Raw genomic sequence first — 20,559 nt, forward strand, 5'->3', positions numbered from 1 at the left:
AACGAAGGCGTCGATCACGCGAACCGGATTGTCATCTGCAACCCAGTCGTCCAGGCATTCCGGCAACAAAGTAGATTGCCCGCGATCAGCTCCTTGAACGAAACGAGCCATGCCAGCCCCCCGCCGATTCAGTGCGGAATCATAGCAGGCACGGCGTTTTCACACAGCCAGGGTCATTCGCGTCCAATCGGTCGTGTCTCCGCCACGTCCAATCTGCCCTCAACTACCGAATTGCCGGACGCTATAGCCATCATCGCTTTGGAGCTCGGGCAGACGAGGCACCCCTAGCGATAAACGTGTGTTCTTCGTCAATGTCGCGTTTTATGCAGATAGTGACGATCTCCGTCGCTGCGGCTTCAAGATCAGGAAGATACCGGGCCGCGAATGCTTCGATTGTGCGGTGCGCAGCCAAAGCATATTGATAGCCCCTATCACGCGTCGGCCATCACGCAACGGAACAGCAATTGCCAGCAGGCCCTCGGCGTGCGGGGGCCGCCTTCCCGCCGGTCTGGATCACCGGGTAGCCTACGGCTGACGGCCAAGCAGTGCAATCCATCGGTCATGAGAGGACGGATACATTGATGCAAGACCCCTGACCGCCAGCTAGGCAAAACCACTTGCAATGCACGGCCTGACCATACGTTGGGTCAAAATTGTCGAACTAACGCTCGGCTGCAAACTTCCCGGCGGCCCCTATGAACAGACATGTAGCTGCACCGCATTAGCAGACGCGATGGGCCACTAGGCGACATGGACCGCTTAGACAAATAAAAGAGGACGACAACTGAGGCGGCCTTACTCCGCCTTGAGCGGCAAGTCTTTGGCCTCTTCCTCGTCCAGAAGCTTGGCCACTATTTGGCGCCTGCTTCATCCTTGGCCTCTGCAAACCGCTTTTCAAAGAGCGCCAAGTTTCCCGATGGATGTATTTGTCTGTGGCGGTGTCCTTCACGAACTAACGTCAGGGCCTGATCGCCCATCGTTACATGGCGCTGCTCTGCCGCAGGCTGCTTTAATTAGGGGCACGCAACCTTGGTGAACTCAGCCATTTCTGAATGTGCAAGGCGTTCTCACTCAGTCGCGCCGCCTTTGATAAAGCTTCTCGTTGAGGGCCTGGCGGTGCTGATTCTGACCGACTGCGAGCGGCGCTTGCCAATTGAGCTAGGCGTTCCGATAGTGAGGGGATAGGCTGGATTATAAAATGGCTCCGCGTATTGGCGGGAAGGCGGCCGGGTAGATATCGCCGGCCGAGTCATTGCGACCGCAAAACCAGAGCTGGCCCTTCATTTGGGAAATTGAAGTCGTTGGCGCGCTCGCAATGGCAGAACAAGGTCAATTTCAATCTTTGGTCAGAGCAGGGACGCTCGGCCGTTTACTAAGTTCGGCTTCATGCCGTAGCTGAACTCGGACATTACTTCGCAAGGCGGTATTCACTATTTCGAGGGGCCTTTTTGTTTTCAACTTCAAGTCAGGGCGCCCGGATCGTGGTCCGCAGTCCCCTTTGGTTCCCAGAAAAATTCTTGCTTTCAATAGCTTCGGAGGAAATCGCAAAGAACTGCCACATTGTTTGGAGGGGGGATAGCCAACTCGGTATCGCTTTTGATGAGTAGTTCCGCTTTGGGCTGATTGAGAAGAAAGACAAGCTGATCGCGATACCCGCGCCCTGCGTGGGAAGCGATTATGATTAGGGGTCTCGTAGGCAGGCTGTAGGACTAAGCCGAGGCCAAGGCACAGGTTGCGCCTGGGGAGAGACAGCGCCTATCGCTTAGGGTGCGTACTCATAAATCTGCTGCTAATAGTAGGCGCACGTGATGTCCGCCTGACTGGGTTGTCGGGTTGTCCATGGCGCATGATGATCTATCTCAGGATGTCCACGGCTCCTGGCATCGCTACTGTTCATGCTGAGCAGCCTCGATAGGAGGCTTCTGATGGCCATCCTCAAGGGTGCGGCTCGGTAGACCTTATCGTCAATCGAGACGAGCCACCGCCTTGGACTGGTTCGAGCTGCAAATTATCACGACAGAAGTGCATCTTTCTAACTTCACGACACTATTCGAAACCCTTGGCCTTCAGAACGGTCCGGCTGCCAGGCGAGGATAGGAAGGCGACCAGCGCTTTTGCAGCATCGCCCTGATTGCTACCGATAATGATCCCCGGAGCGAACTGGGTGTAATTCTGTATATCTGACGGCAACGGGGCAATGAGTTCGATAGTGGGCTGTGCGAGAATTTCGCTGACTTGATTGAAGCCTATCTCGACCTCGCCGATGGCCACGCTGGAATAAAGTGTTCCAAGCGTTGACAGCCTTGTTTTGGATTTCATCTCCCCAGCGATCCCCATTCGTTCAAGTAAGTTTGCCACGTAGATGCCACTGGCACCTCCGCCTGATGGATCGGGATAAGCGATCGATCTTGCTGCCAGCATGGCGCGTTTAAAAGCGTCGGCCGAACTGATATCGGGCTTCGCGGCACCCTTGCGCACAAACGCGCCAACACCGACCTTTGCGACAACGACGCGGTTCCCCGCCACGACTTTGCCCTGCATCTCAAGCCGGTCAATTGCTTGAACTGAACTCAAGATTAGGTCGGCAGCCTCACCCTTTAGAACACGCTCCGCCACAGCACCTGCGGTCCCGTAGTCGACCGTTACCTTGTACCCTGAGGATTTTTCAAAATCTGGTACTAGAGCTTCAATTGCGGGATGCAAGGCAGAGGCGGATAGGAGCCTAACTTCAGGGTCTTTGGCGGCAGCTCCCACCGTAACGCCGAGCGATACAAGCCCAATCGCAACTCCCGCAAATGTACTTAGTAGGTTGTGCCGGTTCATGGCTTTTCCCCTTGTACGCTTTGTTTCGGTTTCGGCGAGATACTCAACTGTTCAAAAGATCAGGGTGTCAGTCTATGCACCCGAAGCCGAGTTTTTCGCGGAGAGTGTAGCGCAACCCGCCGCGACGCAATCGAAAAGCGCAGACTAGTTCCACATCGTGGACACTGCCGAGCAGCTGTGCCACGATAACGTCTGCCCCTGAGGGCGGAGCGATATCGTCAGGCGTCCCATGAAATCCCGTGGCAGTCGCGATCCCACCGGCGCCCCACTGGTCGATAGGCCTGGCGGAACGCAAAGTATTCAAAGAGCATTGGCTGTGTTGCGAATCCTGGCCACGGCCCGCGAGGCAGGCCTGAGACTCAGCGAAATTTCCAAGCAGGCGGAGCTCACTCGGCCCACGACACATCGGATCCTAAGTGTCTTGATGGCGGAAGACACCGTTGAGAGGCGAAAGGGCTCTCAGCGATACGTCATCGGCGAACAGATACCATTGCTGGCCCTGTCGCGGCGATCACGCGATCCCCTCCTCGATATCGTTAGTCCTCATCTGCGGAGTGCGGTCAGTGAACTCGGTGACACCGGCTTTTTCACGCGCTGTGTCGGACTTGAAACGGTCTGCGTCGCAAGACAGCTGGGAACCGCCCCTATCCAGGCGCTATCTTGGGATGTAGGCGAACGCCGCCCCCTTGGCGTTTCCAACGCCGGAATTGCGATCCTATCCAGCATGCCCGCCGGAGCGGCGCGCGAAGTGCTCGCCAAAAATCGATCGCGTTTCTCTCGCTACGGTTTCTCGACGGAAGGGATCTTACAGGAGGTCGCAATGGCGCGATCGAAAGGCTTTGCAAGCCGCGCGCTGTCCCTCATTCCTGGCGCAAGCCCCGTCTCCGTGACCATCCGGTCTCCTGGTGGCGTAGCTCGTGGCGCACTTACGATAACGCCAACAGCGCGACGCCGCTCGCCCGAACGCACCGAGGAGATCGCAGCTTGCCTTCGCCGACACGCCACGGCGGCTGAATTTGAACTCAGCAATGCGGTCACCCCGCGGCCGGCGCGCGGTTAAGACCTGCGGCGCCAGGACAGCCATGCCGCAATCGCGGCTCTTGTCAGGGACGGTGTGCCACTTAAGGAGATCGTCCGCCGCACAGGCATAGTCGCAATCTGGTTCGCCAAATTAGTCGCGGCGGCGGTACGGTATCTTCCGCACCCGTCAAAGCACCCTGGATGGGCACCTGCCGTTCCTGGACGCACAGTGGTAAAGCGGCTGTCGTAACGGTGCCGAACTCTGGCGGCGTTTGAGAGGGCAAGGCTTTAAGGGATCGCTGCGCGTGGTGGCGGAATGGGCCACGCGACGGCGGCGCGCCGAGATTATCAGCCGTCAAATTGCAGAGGGTCCCGCCGCCCGGACGATAGCGCAGTTGATGACGATGAAGCGGGACCACCTAACCAAGGCCGAGACCCTCACGGTTTCCGCTATTGAACAAAGCGTCCCTATGCTGGCCGATGCCAACGCTCTCGTTGGCCGCTTCCACGCGATGATCCGAAAGAGGGCCGAGATCGAGCTCGAACCTGGATAGACGAATCCAAACGGAGCCTCATTGGCTCATTCGCGAATGGCATCGCCAACGACAAGGGCGCGGTGCACGCGGCTATCACGCAACCGTGGTCCAATGGCCAAGTGGAAGCTCAGATCACCAAGCTCAAGCTGATCAATCGGCAGATGTACGGGCGCGCTAAGCTCGATCTCCTTCAGGCTAGGCTGATTGGCGCGCCATAAAAACAAACACGATCATCGAATATGCGTCAGAGCCCCGATTGAATGCCGAAAACTTAAAAAACGGGGTCCTTATTCCGTGCCGAAACACACACGCTTCCGGTGGCCCGAGCAACAGCACGTTCTCAGTCGCAAGCTGCAAATGCTTGGCCACGACGCCCGCTTGATGCCGGCGAAATACGTGCGCCCCTATTCGAACGGACAGAAGAATGACTTCCGAGATGCGGAAGCCATCGCCGAAGCGGTCCAACGCCCGACCATGAAGTTCGTCGCAACCAAGACCGCCGACCAGCTCGACCTGCAGGTGCTGCACCGCGTGCGCGAGCGATTAGTTGGTCAGCGCACCGGCGTCATCAATCAGATTCGTGCGTTCCTGCTGGAGCGGGGCATCGCCGTGCGGCAAGGCCTGAGCTCCCTGAGGTCAGAGTTGCCGGGTATCCTCGCGACGCGCACCGATGTGCTCTCGCCTCGCATGTTGCACACCCTCGAGGATCTGGACAGCCGCAGATTGCGCGACCAAGCCCGCGCGCTGCGCACCCTTTTGGACCGGGCGGAGGCGATCGCGCAACGAGAAAACTGGCAGCGGACCGCCACGCTAGACCTGAGCGGCGCGCCACCGCAAAGCTAGGAACTATCCGGCAGGGCGCCGATTTGAACGCCATGCCACGTTTTTACTTCGACGTTCACCATGATGGCGGGATCATCATCGACGACGAAGGCCCGATATGACCGCTGCAGCAAGACAAGCCTTGGTCGCTTTGGGCGAGGCCATCCTCCACAAACCGAACGTCCTCAAAAGTTCGATGACAAAGATCGAGGTTAGAGACGCAGCGGGCCGTGGGGTGCTCCGAACGTCCGCTGCAGTCCTTTTTGAGGTCCTGCAGCGTTGAACAGGGCGAGCCAACACTGATGCTCAAGGCCGAGGAATGCCGGGCATTCGCTGAAGAATATCGAGAACGCGCCAAAAGCGAGAGATCGCGCGCTTCGCCAATGTGCTTTGCGGTATTTCCAATGCCTATCTAGCGCTGGCGAGCCAGCTTCGACCTTCTTGCGACGCTGGAGCGCCAGGAGAGCGCGAGCACACCAAGCGGCGACACTTCAAAGGCATGACGCGCCCCTGAAGGGAAGGGGACGTCACCCCTCCTTGCGCGGTGAAGCCCGCGCCGCGGCATTCCCGCTTGTGGCCCTTCGGCGAAGTGGCAGCATCGCTCAAAGAGGTCCGCTCGTTGAGGCCGGGCGGACAAGATTTGCTCAGGTTGAGTTCTTCGCATCGCGACCCGGACCGGACATCGCGCGGCTGGCACGCCTACTCGAGATTCTGTGGCAGAGGTCATAGCCAGCCGGTTCCAGTGTGTTAGTTTGAGGCGAGTGATAGGTTGTCTCTAGGCTTTGCGGAGGCATCAGACATGAAGCGGCGCGAGTTCATAACGGCCTTCGGCGGCGCTGCGGTGTGGCCGCTGGCGGCTCAAGCGGAGCAATCTAGAAAGATTTACCGAATTGGATATCTGACGGCTAATTTGAGCAGCTATCCTTGGGTAAACGGCTTCGTTCGCGAATTAAGTGATCGCGGCTATTCGGAGGGCAACAATCTTGCCATCGAATGGCGGGAGGCAAAAGGACATTCGGAACTTCTGCCCGAGATGGCTGCCGATCTCGTGCGGCAGAATGTCGACCAGATCGTGGCTGTGGGAAATTACCCCGGACTCAGAAGTGCGACAATTCCCATTGTCGTGCTCTCCAGCCGCGGCGGCGTCGAAACCAAACTATACTCGCCTCTTTTACATCCTGGCGGCAACCTTATCTGTTCCTCAGCATTTGGTCGCGAGGGCCGACGAGTTGTTTAAAGCGGACGTACACTAAGCGCTCAGCGATGCCCGCTAATGACCACCCCATTGGCGAAGTGGCGGCAGTCCTCCACGAGGTCCGCTACCGAGGCATGACGGACCAGATTTGCTCACGTTGAGTTGTTCGCATACTGGACCCATTGCAGACCTCCGGCCGCCGAGCCCGATATCGCCTTTGAGCGCGCCCTAGGAGATCGTCATCGACGTCACAGACAAGCCTCTTGCCTTCCGCCAGGGTGCGAATACTCTGCTCGCAGTGTGATTTGGGGCTGCGAGTGGGCGCGCTTCGGTTATTGGCTTGGCTGTTTATTGCGGCTTGGCTCGGCTGCGGATCGGCGCTTGCCGAGCGCCGTGTCGCGCTAGTGATCGGCAACTCCGCCTATAAAAGTGTGCCCCGGCTGGCCAACCCAGCGAACGACGCCACGTTAGTCGGGGGCATGTTCAAGAAGGCCGGGTTCGACTGGATCGATATCAAGGCCGATCTCAACGCCACGGAGATGCGGAAAGCTCTGCGTGACTTCGGCGGCCGAACGCGAGATGCGGATGTTGCAGTCATCTACTATGCCGGTCACGGCATTGAGTTGGACGGAACCAACTACCTTATTCCCACCGACGCGACGCTGGAAACGGACAGCGACGTTCTAGACGAGACGGTAGCGCTCGACCGCGCTCTGTTCGCTGTCGAGCCTGCCAAACAGCTGCGGCTCGTTATCCTGGACGCCTGTCGGGACAATCCATTCGCGAAATCTATGAAGCGGACCGTTGCGGCGCGCGCAATCGGGCGTGGCCTAGCCAAGGTCGAGCCGACCAGCCCGAACACCATGATCGCCTTTGCAGCCAAGGCCGGGTCGACCGCCTCGGATGGCGGGTCCAGGAATAGCCCGTTTGCGGCGGCTATAGTCGAGCGACTGCCAACTCCTGGCCTCGACCTGCGCAAGGCATTTGGATTCGTACGCGACGACGTCCTGAAGAACACCGGCTACAAGCAGGAGCCCTACGTCTACGGATCACTAGGTGGCGAAGACGTTTCCCTGGTCCCGACGAAGTCCGCGGCAACCTCGCAGCAGCCCACGCAAGATGCCGTTCGGCGCGACTACGAGCTGGCGCGCCAGGTCGGAACGCGAGAAGTCTGGACTGCGTTCCTGACTCAGTATCCGGACGGCTTTTATGCCAGCCTCGCCCGGGGACAATTGGATCGAGTGGCGGCTGAAGAGACACGAGTAAAGGCTGCGGAAAGAGCCCGTCTCGCCGAACAGGAAAAGGCTCGCCTCGCGGCCGACCGGGCAAGGCAAGCTGAGCAAGACAAGGCCACGGCCGCTGCCAAGGTTGCCGAGGACGCCCGGATTGCAGCTGAAAATTCCAAGCAGATCGTAGAGGCGAAGGCCGCAGCAGCTGAGCAACGGCGCAAGGAAGCGGAAGCTGCGGCGGAAAAGGCAGCCGCGAACCCGGACGACCAAAAAGCGGTCGACCGGCAGCGTCCCGCCAACAGCCAGCAGAACGTCGCCGCACTGACGCCGGCTACAAGCCAACCTGCGCGCTCGCCGGAGGACATCAACAAGCTTGTACAGCTTGGGCTCCGCCGCGTCGGCTGCTTCACCGGACCGGCGGAAGGTGAGTGGAGTTCATCCTCGCAGCAATCGGTGTTGAGGTTCAACAAATCCGCGGGGACCAAATTCGATGACAAGCTCGCCAGCCTCGACCTGCTCGAGGCTATAAAGGCAAGGCAGGGTCGCATCTGCCCCCAACTTTGCGAGCACGGGTTCACGGCGGTTGACGACCGCTGCGTTAGGCTCACGTGCCACGGCACGGAGGTCTTAAACGAGAAGGGCCAGTGCGTCTCGAGAACGAGGGACGACGGCACGGCAGCCCGGAAAAAGGAGGGTACGCTTGCCGCCAGACCGGAGCCGACGACCTCCAAGCCGACCGAAGGGCGCTCGCCCGGCGGCAACCGCTGTGTCAGCATCAGTCAGCGGTGCGCACTGGAAATTGGTGGACGGTGCGATCAAGCGAGCGGAAAATGGGAGTACGGGCGCAATGGTGCCGGAGGCAGTACCGAGTCATTCAACGCCTGTCTCGGGCGATTGATGGCGGGGAGGAAGTGAAGCTACGCTCGCGGCCGAGCGGACCTGAGGAGAGATCCCATCTAATGTCCGGTTCTGGCCACCCATTGCAGACATGAGCGGCTGGCTGATGATCAGGCATGATTGAAGGACCTGCACCATCGTATCCGTGGGGTTCCCAGCACGCCCCGTCTCCGAAGGTCGGCTCGCCGGTTGACCCAGAAGTGTTTCGCACCCGGGCGCGGTGGCCGGCTGCTCATGGGAGATATTTCTATCGTTCAGCTGCGAATATACGCCACTCACCAGGGATCCCCTTAAGGGATTGGATGCCGCGGTCGTTGAAGCGTAAACCAGAACCCGCTACCAAGTCTTTGACCGTACTCGACACCAACACCTCGCTTGGACCGGCAAGCGCCGCAACCCGCGCACCTATATGAACAGCGATGCCGCCAACATCTTCACCGATCACTTCGCACTCGCCGGTATGAAGTCCAGCACGGACGTCTATGCCGAGCAGCTTGATCTCATCCGCGATGGTGCAAGCGCAGCGGACGCCACGCGCCGGGCCGTCAAAAGTTGCGAGAAAACCATCGCCGGTCGTTTTCACCTCACGGCCACGGAAACGAGCAAGCGCGCGCCGGATCGTAGTATGATGGTCGTCGAGCAGATTACGCCAGCGCTGGTCGCCGAGGCTTGCAGCCTTCTCCGTCGAGCCTACGATATCGGTGAACAAAACCGTGGACAGCACGCGATCTGACTCAATGCGCGCGGGGGCGCCGGTGAAGAACTCCTCAATCGCGTCCGAGATCTTTTCTGAGCCGTCGCCGACGTAGAAGAGATGATCGATCCCCGGAAATTCGACGAGCTTGGCGCCCGGAATATGGGCGGCCACGTCGCGCCCCCCGGCGACATCGACGACCTGGTCTTCCGTGCGATGAAGCACAAGCGTCGGTACACGGACGGCTGGAAGGATGCCGCTGATGTCGATCTGGCTGTTCATACGCATCAGCGCGGTGACCGCAGCCGGGCTGGCACCGAGGCGTTCGTTACGGCCCCACCATTGCTGGAATGCAGCGTCGTTGGCGCGCGACGGCGCAAACCGTTGGATACTGCCGCCGGTACCCCAGGCTTTCTCGACATAACCAAAGAAGTTTGCGAGCGCCTGGTCGCTTGGAAACCAGTAGGAGAAGCGCGAAAAGCTGCCGTATAGTGCCAGCGCTCGGCAACGCTCTGGATAGGTCGCGGCAAACAACACAGACAGGGGCGCGCCCTCCGAAATCCCGAGTAGCGCCGCCTGCTCCATGCCGGCGGCATCCATGACCGCGCGGAGATCGTCCATCCGTACGTCCAGGCCGGGCAGCTCGCTGACGCGATCGGAGCCACCGGTGCCGCGCTTGTCGAAAGTCACTACCCGGGCATAGCTACTCAACCGGCGAAGGAAGCGCGCGAAGTCGGGCTGCTCCCAGTAGTTCTCCACGTTTGACACAAATCCCGGAACCATCACCACATTGATCGGGCCCGCACCAAATGTTTGATAAGCAATGTGAACATTGCCGCTTTTGGCGTATTGGGTAATCGGCTGCATGAGCGTTCCCCGCTGGTTCACCGGGTTTTTCCTGGGCGGAAATGCGAAACTTGGTCCTACGACGGAAAAACGGCAAGTGCCAGTGTTGTCATCTTCGGGTTTTTGACCTGTAGCTGACGTGCAAACCTGGTCGGTGCAATTCCGTTTCCTAATGAAGACCGGCCATTGCGCGCGCTGCGAAACCTCCCCTTCTGCCCCAAACCGTCATTCGTCGAAGTGCGATTCAGGAGGGCCCGATCCGTTAACGTTTGCGCACCAGCAAAGTCCAAACAGGCGACGCACCGTCCCAGCCGCGAAGGCGCCCCGACAGCCGCACCTTCAGCCCGGCTTCCGTGATCCGCTCGACAACAAGATGCAGCGCAATTACGTCGCCCTCAGACAGCTCCACACAGCCCCGTTTTCGCGACCACACCGCGCCCGGGAAGCGAAACAAGTTCGCCTTCAGCCATCGACCGCTGCGCTCCGTCAAAGGTTGTAAGTCGACCTGAGCGCCGGCCCTAGGCCGCAGCCTGACATCTGCCCGTCGCAGGCAATTCGGAATCCAGCCCATGCGAATGACTAGCCGTTACTTTTCACGTTTGTCTAGGCTTCGTCCGTCTACCGGATTCGCGGGCCCCGAAGCCGAGGACGCTCGCTCTTTCAAAGTAATGGAAAGTTCGCAGCCCCGCGCCGAAACCGCGCCTAACGGCCCTCAACTGACGGAAGTGTCCGGTCGGCTATCAGGGCTAATCCGGACGTCGATCCAGGCGGGCGCCTACTGCCGCTTGGAGCCTAACCCAACGCTTTGGCTCCCTTAGTTGGTGCAACGACTGGATGACTCGCAAACGTTGTTCTATCCTCAGGCGCGACGAGCGAGGGGGTAATTTAGTCGCATGTCGCAAACCCAGGGGTCGCCGGCCAGCCTGAACCTCATTTCTCGCTCCGGCTTAGAATGGCGTCAGAGCATGATTGCTTTGATGCTGGTTCTGGCACCTATGGCGCTGGCCATCATTGTGATGGCCATCGGACTTGCTATCTGGGCGATGCGGCTCATCGTACACGGTGCCCGCCGAGTTGCCTCCCTCACCTAGCATCAGGCTCGTGGCCTGCTGTCGTACGCAGTTGGCAGTTGGCTTGCTGTAGCATTGGCATGGGTCTGGACAGCGCGGCAGGGGTTACGCTCTGACGCCTTGAAGTTTCGAAGACTAACGCTCCTCGCCGTCGCCGCGAGCCTCATAGGTTTCGGGATCGTCGCCGTCGGCGTGCCGATCGTGACTGACTAGCGTAACTGGCAATCGACGTCAGAATGTTCCGATCGATATTCATGACGCGAAGTCAGTCGCAATTGTTGTTTTTCTTTTCGTTGTGACAACACCGCTGACCGAAGAAATCCTCTACTTTGGCCTCTTGGTATCTTGCCTGGGTCGAAACGGTTGGCAAAATTCCAGCATCTTGGCCTTCGGCACCGTGATCTTTGCTGCCAACCACATTATTCCGCTCGGTCTCGTTTGGGGTGCAGCGATGATTTGCTGGGTCTGAAACGTACACGCTGCGTCTGGGCTACGAATCGCTCTCTCCCTCTTGGCTCGTTCACACCCTTTTCAACGGGCGACTTACCCTTCCCTATCCGTTGATCACCTGGCTCGCGCAAGCCAACTAATTATTCGGATCGTTTAAATCGTCACCCGGCAATGGCCCCGCGTCGCAGACGTCCGTGTGTGGCCCATCGCATCATTGGCGCGTACATCGGCAGGTCTGGAGTCGGCGATAGAACAGAACTCATGGCCTCCGGAGCACCCCCGCCGCCTTTCACTCGAACCGGACGTGAGTCGGTCTCAATTTGCGATAGCGAAGCTGATTTCCCCCTATCAATGTACTCCTTTTAGCCGATACGATGCTGCTTCCCGACGATGAGGGAGCCCATGAAGCGGCGAGACGTTTTTCATGTTATTGGCGGAGTAGCAGCGTGGCCGCTCGCGGTTTCGGCGCAGCAGCCTAAAAACGTACCGCGGATTGGCTTTCTTGTGACGGGTTCGCTTGAATCTCCCGAGGCGCGCGCAATTCTAAAAGCCTTCGATCAGGGACTCCGCGAATACGGCTATATCGCTGGTCAGAACGTGATCCTAGAGGTCCGAGCGGCGGACTTGAATGTCGAGCGGTTTCCGGTTCTCGCAAGTGAACTGGTAAGTCTTAATGTTGATCTCATCGTCGCATCGAATTCGCTCGCGGCGCGTGCCGTGCAGCAAGCAACCAGCAATACTCCCATTGTCGTTCCGGTTATGGGCGATCCTGTCGGAGACGGGCTCGTTGCTAGTCTCGCTCGACCGGGTGGGAACATCACCGGGTCAACTTTCCTTGGACCGCAGCTTGTCCCCAAGCGCCTAGCCCTGCTCAAGGAAGCGCTGCCCACCGCTTCGCAAGTCGCCGCGCTCTGGCATCCCGGCGCCTATGGCGAACGCACGATGAATGACATGGTTAAGGAAGCAAAGGAGGCGGCACTCACCTTGGCAGTGCACCTTCGACTTGTTGCTGTGCGCGTCCCCGACGATTTAGATCGCGCGTTTTCCGCGGTTGCCGCAGAGCGTGCCGATGCCCTTCTCATATTTCCGAGCCCGATGCTTTTCAATCAACGAAAGCGCATTGTTGACCTCGCGGCAGAGCATCGGCTGCCTACAATGGCTATGGGCAAAGAATTTGTACAACTCGGTGGGTTGATGTCGTATGGAGCGGACATCATCGACTTCAATCGACGCTGCGTTGCCTACGTGGACAGGATACTTAAAGGCGCGAAGCCTGCTGACTTGCCGGTCGAACAACCCACTAAGTTTGAACTTTTTATCAACCTCAAAACTGCGAAGACATTTGACATCGAAATTCCTGCCGCGCTGCTCGCCCGCGCCGACGGGGTACTCGAGTGAGAACAATTATTTCCGAGTTGGTCGGAGCGGCCAAGTTGGCGAACGGCCAGGGCGGTTCACCCCGGTTTAGGCATGGCTCCCGCAGGCGACAATGCCAATTCTTCTTGATACCGTGGCCGGGATGAGCATTTCGCTACAACCGGACACATCGGAAGGACGGACGCTGGCGGCTTCCGCCCGGCCGGACGCACCTGCTGTGCAGTCAGCGCCGCCGAAAGTCCGTGCCCGCCTGTTCGCCAAATATGTCGCCCTGTTCGTGGTGGTGGTGGGACTCGCGCTGCTTTCGAACGGGATATTCGAAGTTTTCTTCTACTACCGCGAGCACAAGGCGGCCCTGATCCGGATTCAGCACGAGCAGGCCGAGGCCGCGGCGGCCAAGATCGGCCAGTTTATCAAGGAAATCGAAAGCCAGCTCGGCTGGACCACTCAGCTACCGTGGTCGGCTGGCTCGCTGCAGGACCGGCGTTTTGATGCTCTTAGGCTGCTGCGGCAGGTGCCGGCCGTTACCGAACTTTCGCAAATCGACTCGACGGGCAAGGAGCGTTTGCGAGTGTCGCGCCTCGCCATGGATATCGTGGACTCCGGCCTCGACTTATCCAAGGATCCGAAGTTCACCGAAGCGGTTGCCAACAAGGTCTATTACGGCCCCGTCTACTTCCGACGGGAGTCGGAGCCTTACATGACTCTGTCACTGGCCGGCACCCGCAAGGACGCCGGCGTCAGCATCGCCGAAGTCAATCTGAAGTTCATTTGGGAAGTGGTCTCGCAAATCAAGGTCGGCGAACGCGGGCATGCCTATGTAGTGGGTTCGGAAGGACGGCTGATTGCGCATCCAGACATCAGTGGTGCTGCGCAACACGGATATGTCGAAACTAGTGCAGGTCCAGGCTGCGCGCGCCGGCAGTGCGAACGACGCCGATGCGTTGCAAGGCTCGCTGAATATTCAGGGTCAGGAGGTGCTGACAGCGTCCGCGCCGATCGTGCCGCTGGGCTGGACCATGTTTGTCGAGCTGCCGGTCAATGAAGCCTATTCGTCGCTGTACCTTGCCCTGCAGCGCCTTTCGATCGTACTTGCCGGCGCATTGTTCTTTGCCATTCTAGCCGGAGTTTTCCTGGCGCGCCGTATGGTTGGTCCGATCAAGGCATTAAGCGCTGGCGCGGAACGAATTGGCGATGGCGATTTCGCTCAGCGTATCTCGATCACGACCGGCGATGAACTCGAAAGTCTTGCGAATCAATTCAACAAGATGGGTGCGCGGCTTCAGGAATCCTATGCGGACCTTGAGAACAAGGTCGAGCAGCGCACTTCGGAGTTGAGCGAGGCACTGCAACAGCAGACCGCAACGGCCGACGTTCTCAAGGTCATCAGCCGCTCGACATTCGATTTACAAACGGTGCTCGATACGCTCGTACAATCAGCAGCACGACTGTGCGAGGCAGATGAAGGGCTCATTCTGCAACCCAGAGACGGTGCCTTCGGACTGGCGGCAAGTTGCGGGCTTAGCGTTAAAAAAAGGAAGTTTCTGGATGGCTATCGTTTCACGCCGGGTGGAGCGACAGCAGTTGGACGCGCTTTGTCCGAAGCTAAAACGACAGTACTTAACGATGGTCTTTCGCCACTGCGAGGAGATCCGGATCCAGCGCAATCAAGAATTGCTGTTCCGTTACTACGTGAGGGCGTGCCGATAGGCGTGTTCGTGCTGACGCGGCGGGAGAAGCGCCCCTTCAGCGAAAAGCAGATCGAGCTCATCACCACCTTTGCGGACCAGGCCGTCATCGCCATTCAAAACGTCCGGCTGTTCGACGAGGTTCAGGCGCGGACCAAAGAACTCGCACGGTCGCTCGAGGAGTTGCGCACTGCGCAGGACCGGCTGGTGCAGACCGAAAAGCTCGCTTCGCTCGGCCAGCTTACCGCTGGCATCGCCCATGAGATCAAGAACCCGCTCAATTTCGTCAACAATTTCGCTGCTTTGTCGGGGGAATTGATTGGGGAGCTGAACGACCTGCTGAAGCCGGCGGCGCTCGATGGCGAGACCCGCGAGGGAGTCGATGAACTCACCCTTATGCTGAAGGGCAACCTGGAAAAGGTGGTGCAGCACGGCAGGCGAGCCGATTCGATCGTCAAGAACATGCTGCTGCATTCCCGCGAAGGCTCGGGTGAGCACCGGCCCACCGACATCAACGCGATCGTAGAGGAAAGCCTCAATCTCGCCTTCCACGGCGCACGCGCCGAGAAGGCGGGCTTCAACATTACACTCGAACGCGACCTCGATCCCGCCGCGGGCCAGATCGACGTCTATGCGCAGGAGATTACTCGGGTCTTCCTCAACCTGATCTCGAACGGGTTCTATGCCGCCGCCAAGCGCAAGGAGACTGGTGACGAAAACTTCGAGCCCATCTTAAGCGCCGTGACCAGGAGCTTGGGCAACAAGGTAGAGATACGGTTCCGCGACAACGGCACCGGCATTCCTCCCGAGGTGAGAAAGAAGATCTTCAATCCTTTCTTCACAACCAAGCCGGCGGGCGAAGGCACCGGCCTGGGACTGTCAATGAGCCACGACATCATCGTGAAGCAGCACGGCGGTACAATCGACGTCGCCACCGAGCCCGGCGCGTTTACCGAATTCGTTATCACGCTGCCCAAAAGCAGGACCGATCCGACGACTAGCGGAGAAAAAAATTGAGCGTTTACATACTCGTCGTAGACGACGAGCCCGACGTCGAGCCCCTGTTCCGTCAGCAGTTCCGCCGCGATCTGAAATCTGGCCGCTTTCAGATGGAATTCGCCCCGTCGGCGGCCACAGCACTGGCGCGTGCCGCTGAGGTCAGAGATCCCTCATTGATCCTGATCCTCTCCGACATCAACATGCCTGGCATGAGCGGACTCGAGATGTTGCCAAAAGTACGTGCCCAGCGCCCTGATGTGCCCGTGATCATGATCACCGCCTACGGCGATGCTGAAACGCGCCGCAAGGCCATCGAGAACGGCGCGGTCGGAATGCTGACCAAGCCGATCGACTTCGCGCTGCTCCGGATCGAAATCGATAATCGACTGGGCCAAGCTGCATGACCGCGACTATCCTGGTCGTCGATGATGAGCCTGATCTCGAGGCCCTGGTGCTGCAGAAATTTCGTCGCCAGATCCGTGAAGGGGCAATGGCGTTCCTCTTTGCGCATGATGGCATCGAGGCGTTAGCCTCGATCGAGCAGCATCCCCATGTCGACATGGTGGTATCCGACATCAATATGCCCAGGATGGACGGGCTGTCGCTGCTGGCCAAGCTGCAGGAGCAGAAGGACAAGAAATCGACCATCATCGTCTCTGCTTACGGCGACATGAGCAACATTCGAACGGCCATGAACCGCGGTGCCTTCGACTTCTTGACCAAGCCGATCGATTTCGACGACCTTGAGATGACGATCAACAAGACCATCAGTCACGTCCAGACGATGCGCGAGGCCCGCCGCCGCCAGCTCGAAGCCGAACGCGCTCACGCCTCGCTATCTCGTTATTTTTCGCCACAGATAGCGAGCCGTCTCGCGGCTATAGGCGACGGCGACGGTATGGAGGTGCACTGGCGGGAGATTGCAACTATCTTCACCGACGTCACCAACTTCACCCCCCTCGTAGAGACTGTAGCTCCGGGAGTGCTGGGCGCGCTGCTCAACGAATATGTGGGCGGTATGACTGATGTGGTGTTCGCTCATGAGGGCACGGTCGCCAAGGTCATAGGCGACGCGATCCAGGTGCTGTTCAATGCTCCAGGCGAACAGCCCGACTATGCCCAACGAGCCATTAGCTGCGCTCATGACCTCGACATCCGAGCCCAAATGTTCCGAGAACGCTGGAAAAAAACGGGGGTTGAGTTTGGTGCAACGCGCATCGGTGTCCATGCGGGGGCGGCGCTGGTCGGCAACTTTGGCGGCAGTCGGTTCTTCGACTACACCGCCTATGGCGATACCATCAATACCGCGGCCCGGCTCGAGGCAGCCAACAAGTATCTCGGCACCCGCATTTGCGTCAGCGCAGCGGCGGCCAAAGCCGCGGGCAATTTTCAGGGACGGCCAGTCGGTGAAATTATGTTGCGCGGACGCAGCGAGCCGCTAAGTGCTTTTGAGCCACTCCAGGACGTGGCCTTCAGGGCGCCTTCCACCGCGCAATATGTCGAGGCTTTCACCAAGTTGGAGGCCGGCGATGCAACGGCGATGCCGGCCTTTGCTGCACTGGTCGGCCTGCATGCCGACGACACGCTGGCCGGATTTCACCTCAAGCGGTTACTCAACGGTGCCAAGGGCGCCCGCATTCAGTTTGAGTAGAAGTCCCCGCACCACCGCGCCCGAGGATTGTCCACGCATCACCAATTATTTGGCGGCGTGGTAAGATCTCGGTGGCAGCCGCATCCACCTTCCTGTTCCGTTCTCGCGAAAACCGCTTCTGGCCCATCAACGCAGTAGCCGCACACCTCGTCGAGGTCAGCTTAGGAATCAAGGGCGGACCAGAGTTGCTCCGGTCAGCTCCCTCCGCAGTTTGGCCTGCGTCTTCTTGGGAGCGCGCAAGCGCGGCTATCCTTATAAGCTGTTCCATTCTCCGCTTTTTAAGCGCAAGGTCCTGCGTCACCGGCAATCCCAACAGGATGATCACATGAAGCGGCGCGAGTTCGTCTCGTTACTCGGCAGCGCTGCTACGGCTTGGCCGCTCGCGGCGTGGGCGCAGAAGCCGATGATGCCAGTCATTGGATTCATCAATGGCACATCGCCGCAGGGATATGGCCATTTCGTCGCGGCATTTCGCCGTGGGCTGGCCGAAACCGGCTACGTTGAGGGGCAGAACGTCGAAATCGAGTACCGGTGGGCGGAGGGCCACTACGATCGGCTGCCTGCGTTGGCGGCTGATCTGGTTGGCCGGCGCGTCGCCGTTATCGTCGCGACAAGCACCCCTGCGAACCTCGTGGCAAAAAAGGCAACCGCGCAAATTCCCATCGTCTTTACGACCAGCAGCGATCCTGTTGAGTTAGGGCTTGTTGCCAGCCTGGACCGACCTGGAGGCAACGTGACCGGCGCGGTCACGTTGAATGTCGAGGTAGTTTCGAAGCGGCTGGAGCTGCTTCATGAACTGCTCCCGAACACAGGTGTTGTTGCCGCGCTGGTTAACCCAGTGAATCCCAATGCGAAAACTCAGTCCAGAGCGTTGGAAGCGGCGGCTCGCAACATCGGGCTGCAACTCGATACGGTGAATGCAACAACTGAAAGCGAAATCGATGTAGCTCTTGCAGAACTCGGTGAACGACGGAGAAGTGCTCTTCTCGTCGACACGGATGCGTTTCTATTCAGCCGGCGCGCCCAACTCGTTGATCTGGCGAAACGCTATGCAATTTTCACCATTTTCGACAGGCGTGAGTATGCCGAGGCCGGAGGATTGGTGAGCTATGGCGGAAATGTTGAAGATGTCTATCGTCTGGCGGGCACTTACACGGGTCGGATCCTGAAGGGCGACAAGCCGGCAGATTTGCCGGTAATACAATCCACGGCAGTTCAGCTGATCGTCAACCTTAAAACTGCAAATACCCTCGGCGTAACCGTGCCGATGTCACTGCTCGCGCGGGCCAATGAAGTCATCGAATAGACCGCTTCTGGAGGGGTAGGGCATGTCCACTCAAGTCAGTTCCGGCTCCGACCTGCTCTGCTGTTGCAACGCATTGTCAACTTCAACTCTCTTCTCAGGTATCGGGCGGTGCTCTCGATTTGGTGCGCCCTAGAAGCTCAGGACTAGCCAAGGCTCTTTTTGACTCCAAGCTGACCTTCTGCGACCCTTAATCAGTCCGAACTGCCGGATAGTCACTGCAGCCATTTTGGTTGCTCGCCAGCATTACGACGGAGGGAAGCCACTTCCATTATTAGCCTCGCGTGCAGCGAGGAACGGAAATCACGAACTCTCAGGGCGACGCGATTGAGCCGTACGTGACATGCACAGCTTAAAAACTTCAGCGCGAAATCACCTAGGAGCCGAGCGCTGACATTATGCATCCAAACGCTTGGGCGTATCTTGGAGTGACAAATGCGACGGCGAGAATTCATTGGGGGAGTTGCGGCTTTTTCGGCCACCTTGCCGGTTGTTACGAGCGCCCAACAACTAGCTGCGCATCCGCTGATCGGATTAGTTAGCACGCGCTCTCCCGAAGAAGCTACGGTTCACATGGACGGCTTTCGCCGCGGGCTCGAGGAAATGGCTTACGTCGAAGGTCGTACCGTCGCCATCGAGTATCGCTGGGCGAAGGGCGACTACAGTCAGTTGGGGCCCCTTGTCGCCGATCTGCGGGGCAGACCGCTTTCGGTCATCATTGCCACCGGTGATCCGGCCGCACTCGCAGCCAAGGCGGCTGGCTTTCCCGTGCCGCTTGTCTTCGTCGTCGGCCAGGATCCAGTGCGCGCCGGTCTGGTCGCAAGTATGAATCGGCCAGGCACGGCCACTGGTGTGAACTTCTTCACGGGCGATCTCGGCGCCAAACGGCTGGAGTTTCTCTGCACATTGGTCCCCTCGGCTCGTCTTGTGGGTCTTTTGCTCAACCCGGCCTTCGGAATGGAAGCGTTCGACGAGTTCCGACGATCGGTAGTGAGCGCGGCTCAGTCGCTCGGCCGCGAGATAGTGGTGCAGAGCGCAACAACGGATGCTGAGATCGAGGCGGGTTTCGCGGCGCTGAATAAAGCTGGCGTTGGGGCGTTGATGGTGCAGAACGATCCATTCTTCGACTCTCGGCGGACCAAGATCATTGCTCTCTCGTCTCGTCAACAATTGCCCGGCATCTTCCACATTCGGGAGTTTCCGGCGGATGGCGGGCTAATGAGTTATGGTGCCAGCCTCGCCAACGCCTACCGCCAGGTCGGCGTCTATGCGGGCAAGATCCTCCGCGGAGCGAAACCGGTCGATCTTCCAGTCCTGCGGCCGACGAAGTTCGAGCTGGTCATCAACATGCGAACTGCGAAAGCACTCAGCCTTCCGGTACCACCATCCATTCTCATAGAGTCGGACGAACTGATTGAGTGAGATCGGGAGGCGTTCGTAAATGCTGATGGCGCCAGGCGGCGGCGATTGTCCGGAGGTCGAGGTCGACCGAAGGACGTCTGGCGTCTAGCCAGGGGAGGGAGCTTGTGGAGGCTAAGCGGTCATGACTGACCTTGCGCCCTTCCAGTGACGAATGTTTATCGCTACCATGGCCGGTGCTATGTCGGGGTGGCAAATGACGCGGCGCGAGCTCATCAAACTCCTCATCAGCGAGGTCGGGAGTTGGCCGATCGCCGCCGACTCGCAGTTCCAGATCGGCGTTCTGTCGGAGGGCCGCGGCGACAGAACTGACGCCAGTCTTGCCACGCTCGACGCGTTCATTCCGGCGCTACGTGTGTTTGGATATGTCGAGGGACAGAACATCGCCTTCAAGCGTCGATTTGCCGACGGTGACACGAACAAGCTGAGCACGCTCGCGCAAGAATTGAACGACCGCCGATACAAAGCCGAGGTCTGTCCCTCTGGACCGTTGGCCGAGGTTGTTTGATGGTGCCATCAACTTTGGTAACTCTTGTGGTC

Annotated in this window: 15 protein-coding genes and 2 pseudogenes; 15 read left to right on the top strand and 2 right to left on the bottom strand. The window is 58.9% G+C overall.

All coding sequences use genetic code 11. The annotated features are described in order from the left end of the window. Nucleotides 1-2,046: 2,046 nt before the first annotated feature. The gene (locus tag IVB36_RS22620) at nucleotides 2,047-2,823 is read right to left on the bottom strand and encodes a substrate-binding domain-containing protein (RefSeq protein ID WP_247393001.1); all 777 of its coding nucleotides are present in this window, start codon (nucleotides 2,821-2,823) and stop codon (nucleotides 2,047-2,049) included. Nucleotides 2,824-3,052: 229 nt separating this feature from the next. Here IVB36_RS22620 and IVB36_RS22625 point away from each other — a divergent pair, with 229 nt between their 5' ends. The 6 genes and pseudogenes from IVB36_RS22625 to IVB36_RS22650 all read left to right on the top strand — a co-directional run bounded on the left by IVB36_RS22625 (nucleotide 3,053) and on the right by IVB36_RS22650 (nucleotide 8,540). After that, on the top strand, nucleotides 3,053-3,883 hold the full coding sequence (locus tag IVB36_RS22625; RefSeq protein WP_256467270.1) for a helix-turn-helix domain-containing protein: 831 nt from the start codon (nucleotides 3,053-3,055) through the stop codon (nucleotides 3,881-3,883). Nucleotides 3,884-4,148: 265 nt separating this feature from the next. Then, the gene (locus IVB36_RS22630; RefSeq protein ID WP_247393003.1) at nucleotides 4,149-4,397 is read left to right on the top strand and encodes a hypothetical protein; all 249 of its coding nucleotides are present in this window, start codon (nucleotides 4,149-4,151) and stop codon (nucleotides 4,395-4,397) included. Beyond that, nucleotides 4,394-4,597 carry a transposase gene (locus IVB36_RS22635; RefSeq protein WP_247393085.1) on the top strand — a complete coding sequence of 68 codons (204 nt, stop codon included), beginning with the start codon at nucleotides 4,394-4,396 and terminating at the stop codon, nucleotides 4,595-4,597. Before IVB36_RS22630 ends, IVB36_RS22635 begins: the two co-directional genes overlap by 4 nt. 121 nt (nucleotides 4,598-4,718) lie before the next feature. Continuing rightward, a pseudogene (locus IVB36_RS22640) lies at nucleotides 4,719-5,168 on the top strand (transposase); the annotation flags it as partial. 832 nt (nucleotides 5,169-6,000) lie between these two features. Further along, nucleotides 6,001-6,438: an ABC transporter substrate binding protein gene (locus IVB36_RS22645; protein ID WP_247393004.1), complete on the top strand. Its 438-nt coding sequence runs from the start codon at nucleotides 6,001-6,003 to the stop codon at nucleotides 6,436-6,438. 275 nt (nucleotides 6,439-6,713) lie between these two features. After that, on the top strand, nucleotides 6,714-8,540 hold the full coding sequence (locus IVB36_RS22650) for a caspase family protein (RefSeq protein ID WP_247393005.1): 1,827 nt from the start codon (nucleotides 6,714-6,716) through the stop codon (nucleotides 8,538-8,540). A gap of 229 nt (nucleotides 8,541-8,769) precedes the next feature. Here the strand turns inward: IVB36_RS22650 and IVB36_RS22655 are convergent, their stop codons facing one another. Further along, nucleotides 8,770-10,083: an adenylate/guanylate cyclase domain-containing protein gene (locus IVB36_RS22655; RefSeq protein ID WP_247393006.1), complete on the bottom strand. Its 1,314-nt coding sequence runs from the start codon at nucleotides 10,081-10,083 to the stop codon at nucleotides 8,770-8,772. An 872-nt stretch (nucleotides 10,084-10,955) separates the two neighbouring features. Here IVB36_RS22655 and IVB36_RS22660 point away from each other — a divergent pair. The 9 genes and pseudogenes from IVB36_RS22660 (at nucleotide 10,956) to IVB36_RS22700 (ending at nucleotide 20,527) form a co-directional block, all read left to right on the top strand. Further along, a complete protein-coding gene (locus tag IVB36_RS22660; RefSeq protein ID WP_247393007.1) occupies nucleotides 10,956-11,153 on the top strand; it encodes a hypothetical protein in 198 nt (65 codons plus the stop codon). An 831-nt stretch (nucleotides 11,154-11,984) separates the two neighbouring features. Next, nucleotides 11,985-12,980: an ABC transporter substrate-binding protein gene (locus IVB36_RS22665; protein ID WP_247393008.1), complete on the top strand. Its 996-nt coding sequence runs from the start codon at nucleotides 11,985-11,987 to the stop codon at nucleotides 12,978-12,980. A 121-nt stretch (nucleotides 12,981-13,101) separates the two neighbouring features. Next, nucleotides 13,102-13,755: pseudogene (locus IVB36_RS22670) on the top strand (HAMP domain-containing histidine kinase); the annotation flags it as partial. A gap of 49 nt (nucleotides 13,756-13,804) precedes the next feature. Next, nucleotides 13,805-15,664: an ATP-binding protein gene (locus IVB36_RS22675; RefSeq protein ID WP_247393009.1), complete on the top strand. Its 1,860-nt coding sequence runs from the start codon at nucleotides 13,805-13,807 to the stop codon at nucleotides 15,662-15,664. Further along, nucleotides 15,661-16,050 carry a response regulator gene (locus tag IVB36_RS22680; protein WP_247393010.1) on the top strand — a complete coding sequence of 130 codons (390 nt, stop codon included), beginning with the start codon at nucleotides 15,661-15,663 and terminating at the stop codon, nucleotides 16,048-16,050. The genes IVB36_RS22675 and IVB36_RS22680 overlap by 4 nt, the downstream gene beginning before the upstream one ends. Beyond that, nucleotides 16,047-17,297 (top strand): response regulator, encoded by a 1,251-nt coding sequence (locus IVB36_RS22685; protein ID WP_247393011.1) that lies wholly within the window; start codon nucleotides 16,047-16,049, stop codon nucleotides 17,295-17,297. Before IVB36_RS22680 ends, IVB36_RS22685 begins: the two co-directional genes overlap by 4 nt. A 325-nt stretch (nucleotides 17,298-17,622) precedes the next feature. Next, nucleotides 17,623-18,603: an ABC transporter substrate-binding protein gene (locus tag IVB36_RS22690; RefSeq protein WP_247393012.1), complete on the top strand. Its 981-nt coding sequence runs from the start codon at nucleotides 17,623-17,625 to the stop codon at nucleotides 18,601-18,603. A 432-nt stretch (nucleotides 18,604-19,035) separates the two neighbouring features. After that, the gene (locus tag IVB36_RS22695; RefSeq protein ID WP_247393013.1) at nucleotides 19,036-20,022 is read left to right on the top strand and encodes an ABC transporter substrate-binding protein; all 987 of its coding nucleotides are present in this window, start codon (nucleotides 19,036-19,038) and stop codon (nucleotides 20,020-20,022) included. Nucleotides 20,023-20,215: 193 nt separating this feature from the next. Beyond that, complete coding sequence (locus IVB36_RS22700) at nucleotides 20,216-20,527, top strand: hypothetical protein (RefSeq protein WP_247393014.1); 312 nt, start codon at nucleotides 20,216-20,218, stop codon at nucleotides 20,525-20,527. Nucleotides 20,528-20,559: the final 32 nt, after the last annotated feature.

Origin of the sequence: Bradyrhizobium sp. 35 (genome assembly GCF_023073215.1) — a bacterium.
GTDB lineage: Bacteria > Pseudomonadota > Alphaproteobacteria > Rhizobiales > Xanthobacteraceae > Bradyrhizobium > Bradyrhizobium canariense_D.

Bases quoted from the DNA above. Each gene is read 5' to 3' on its own strand.
- IVB36_RS22620 (WP_247393001.1), bottom strand. From the start codon at position 2,823: ATGAACCGGCACAACCTACTAAGTACATTTGCGGGAGTTGCGATTGGG.
- IVB36_RS22625 (WP_256467270.1), top strand. From the start codon at position 3,053: ATGAAATCCCGTGGCAGTCGCGATCCCACCGGCGCCCCACTGGTCGAT.
- IVB36_RS22645 (WP_247393004.1), top strand. From the start codon at position 6,001: ATGAAGCGGCGCGAGTTCATAACGGCCTTCGGCGGCGCTGCGGTGTGG.
- IVB36_RS22655 (WP_247393006.1), bottom strand. From the start codon at position 10,083: ATGCAGCCGATTACCCAATACGCCAAAAGCGGCAATGTTCACATTGCT.
- IVB36_RS22660 (WP_247393007.1), top strand. From the start codon at position 10,956: ATGTCGCAAACCCAGGGGTCGCCGGCCAGCCTGAACCTCATTTCTCGC.
- IVB36_RS22665 (WP_247393008.1), top strand. From the start codon at position 11,985: ATGAAGCGGCGAGACGTTTTTCATGTTATTGGCGGAGTAGCAGCGTGG.
- IVB36_RS22685 (WP_247393011.1), top strand. From the start codon at position 16,047: ATGACCGCGACTATCCTGGTCGTCGATGATGAGCCTGATCTCGAGGCC.
- IVB36_RS22690 (WP_247393012.1), top strand. From the start codon at position 17,623: ATGAAGCGGCGCGAGTTCGTCTCGTTACTCGGCAGCGCTGCTACGGCT.
- IVB36_RS22695 (WP_247393013.1), top strand. From the start codon at position 19,036: ATGCGACGGCGAGAATTCATTGGGGGAGTTGCGGCTTTTTCGGCCACC.
- IVB36_RS22700 (WP_247393014.1), top strand. From the start codon at position 20,216: ATGACGCGGCGCGAGCTCATCAAACTCCTCATCAGCGAGGTCGGGAGT.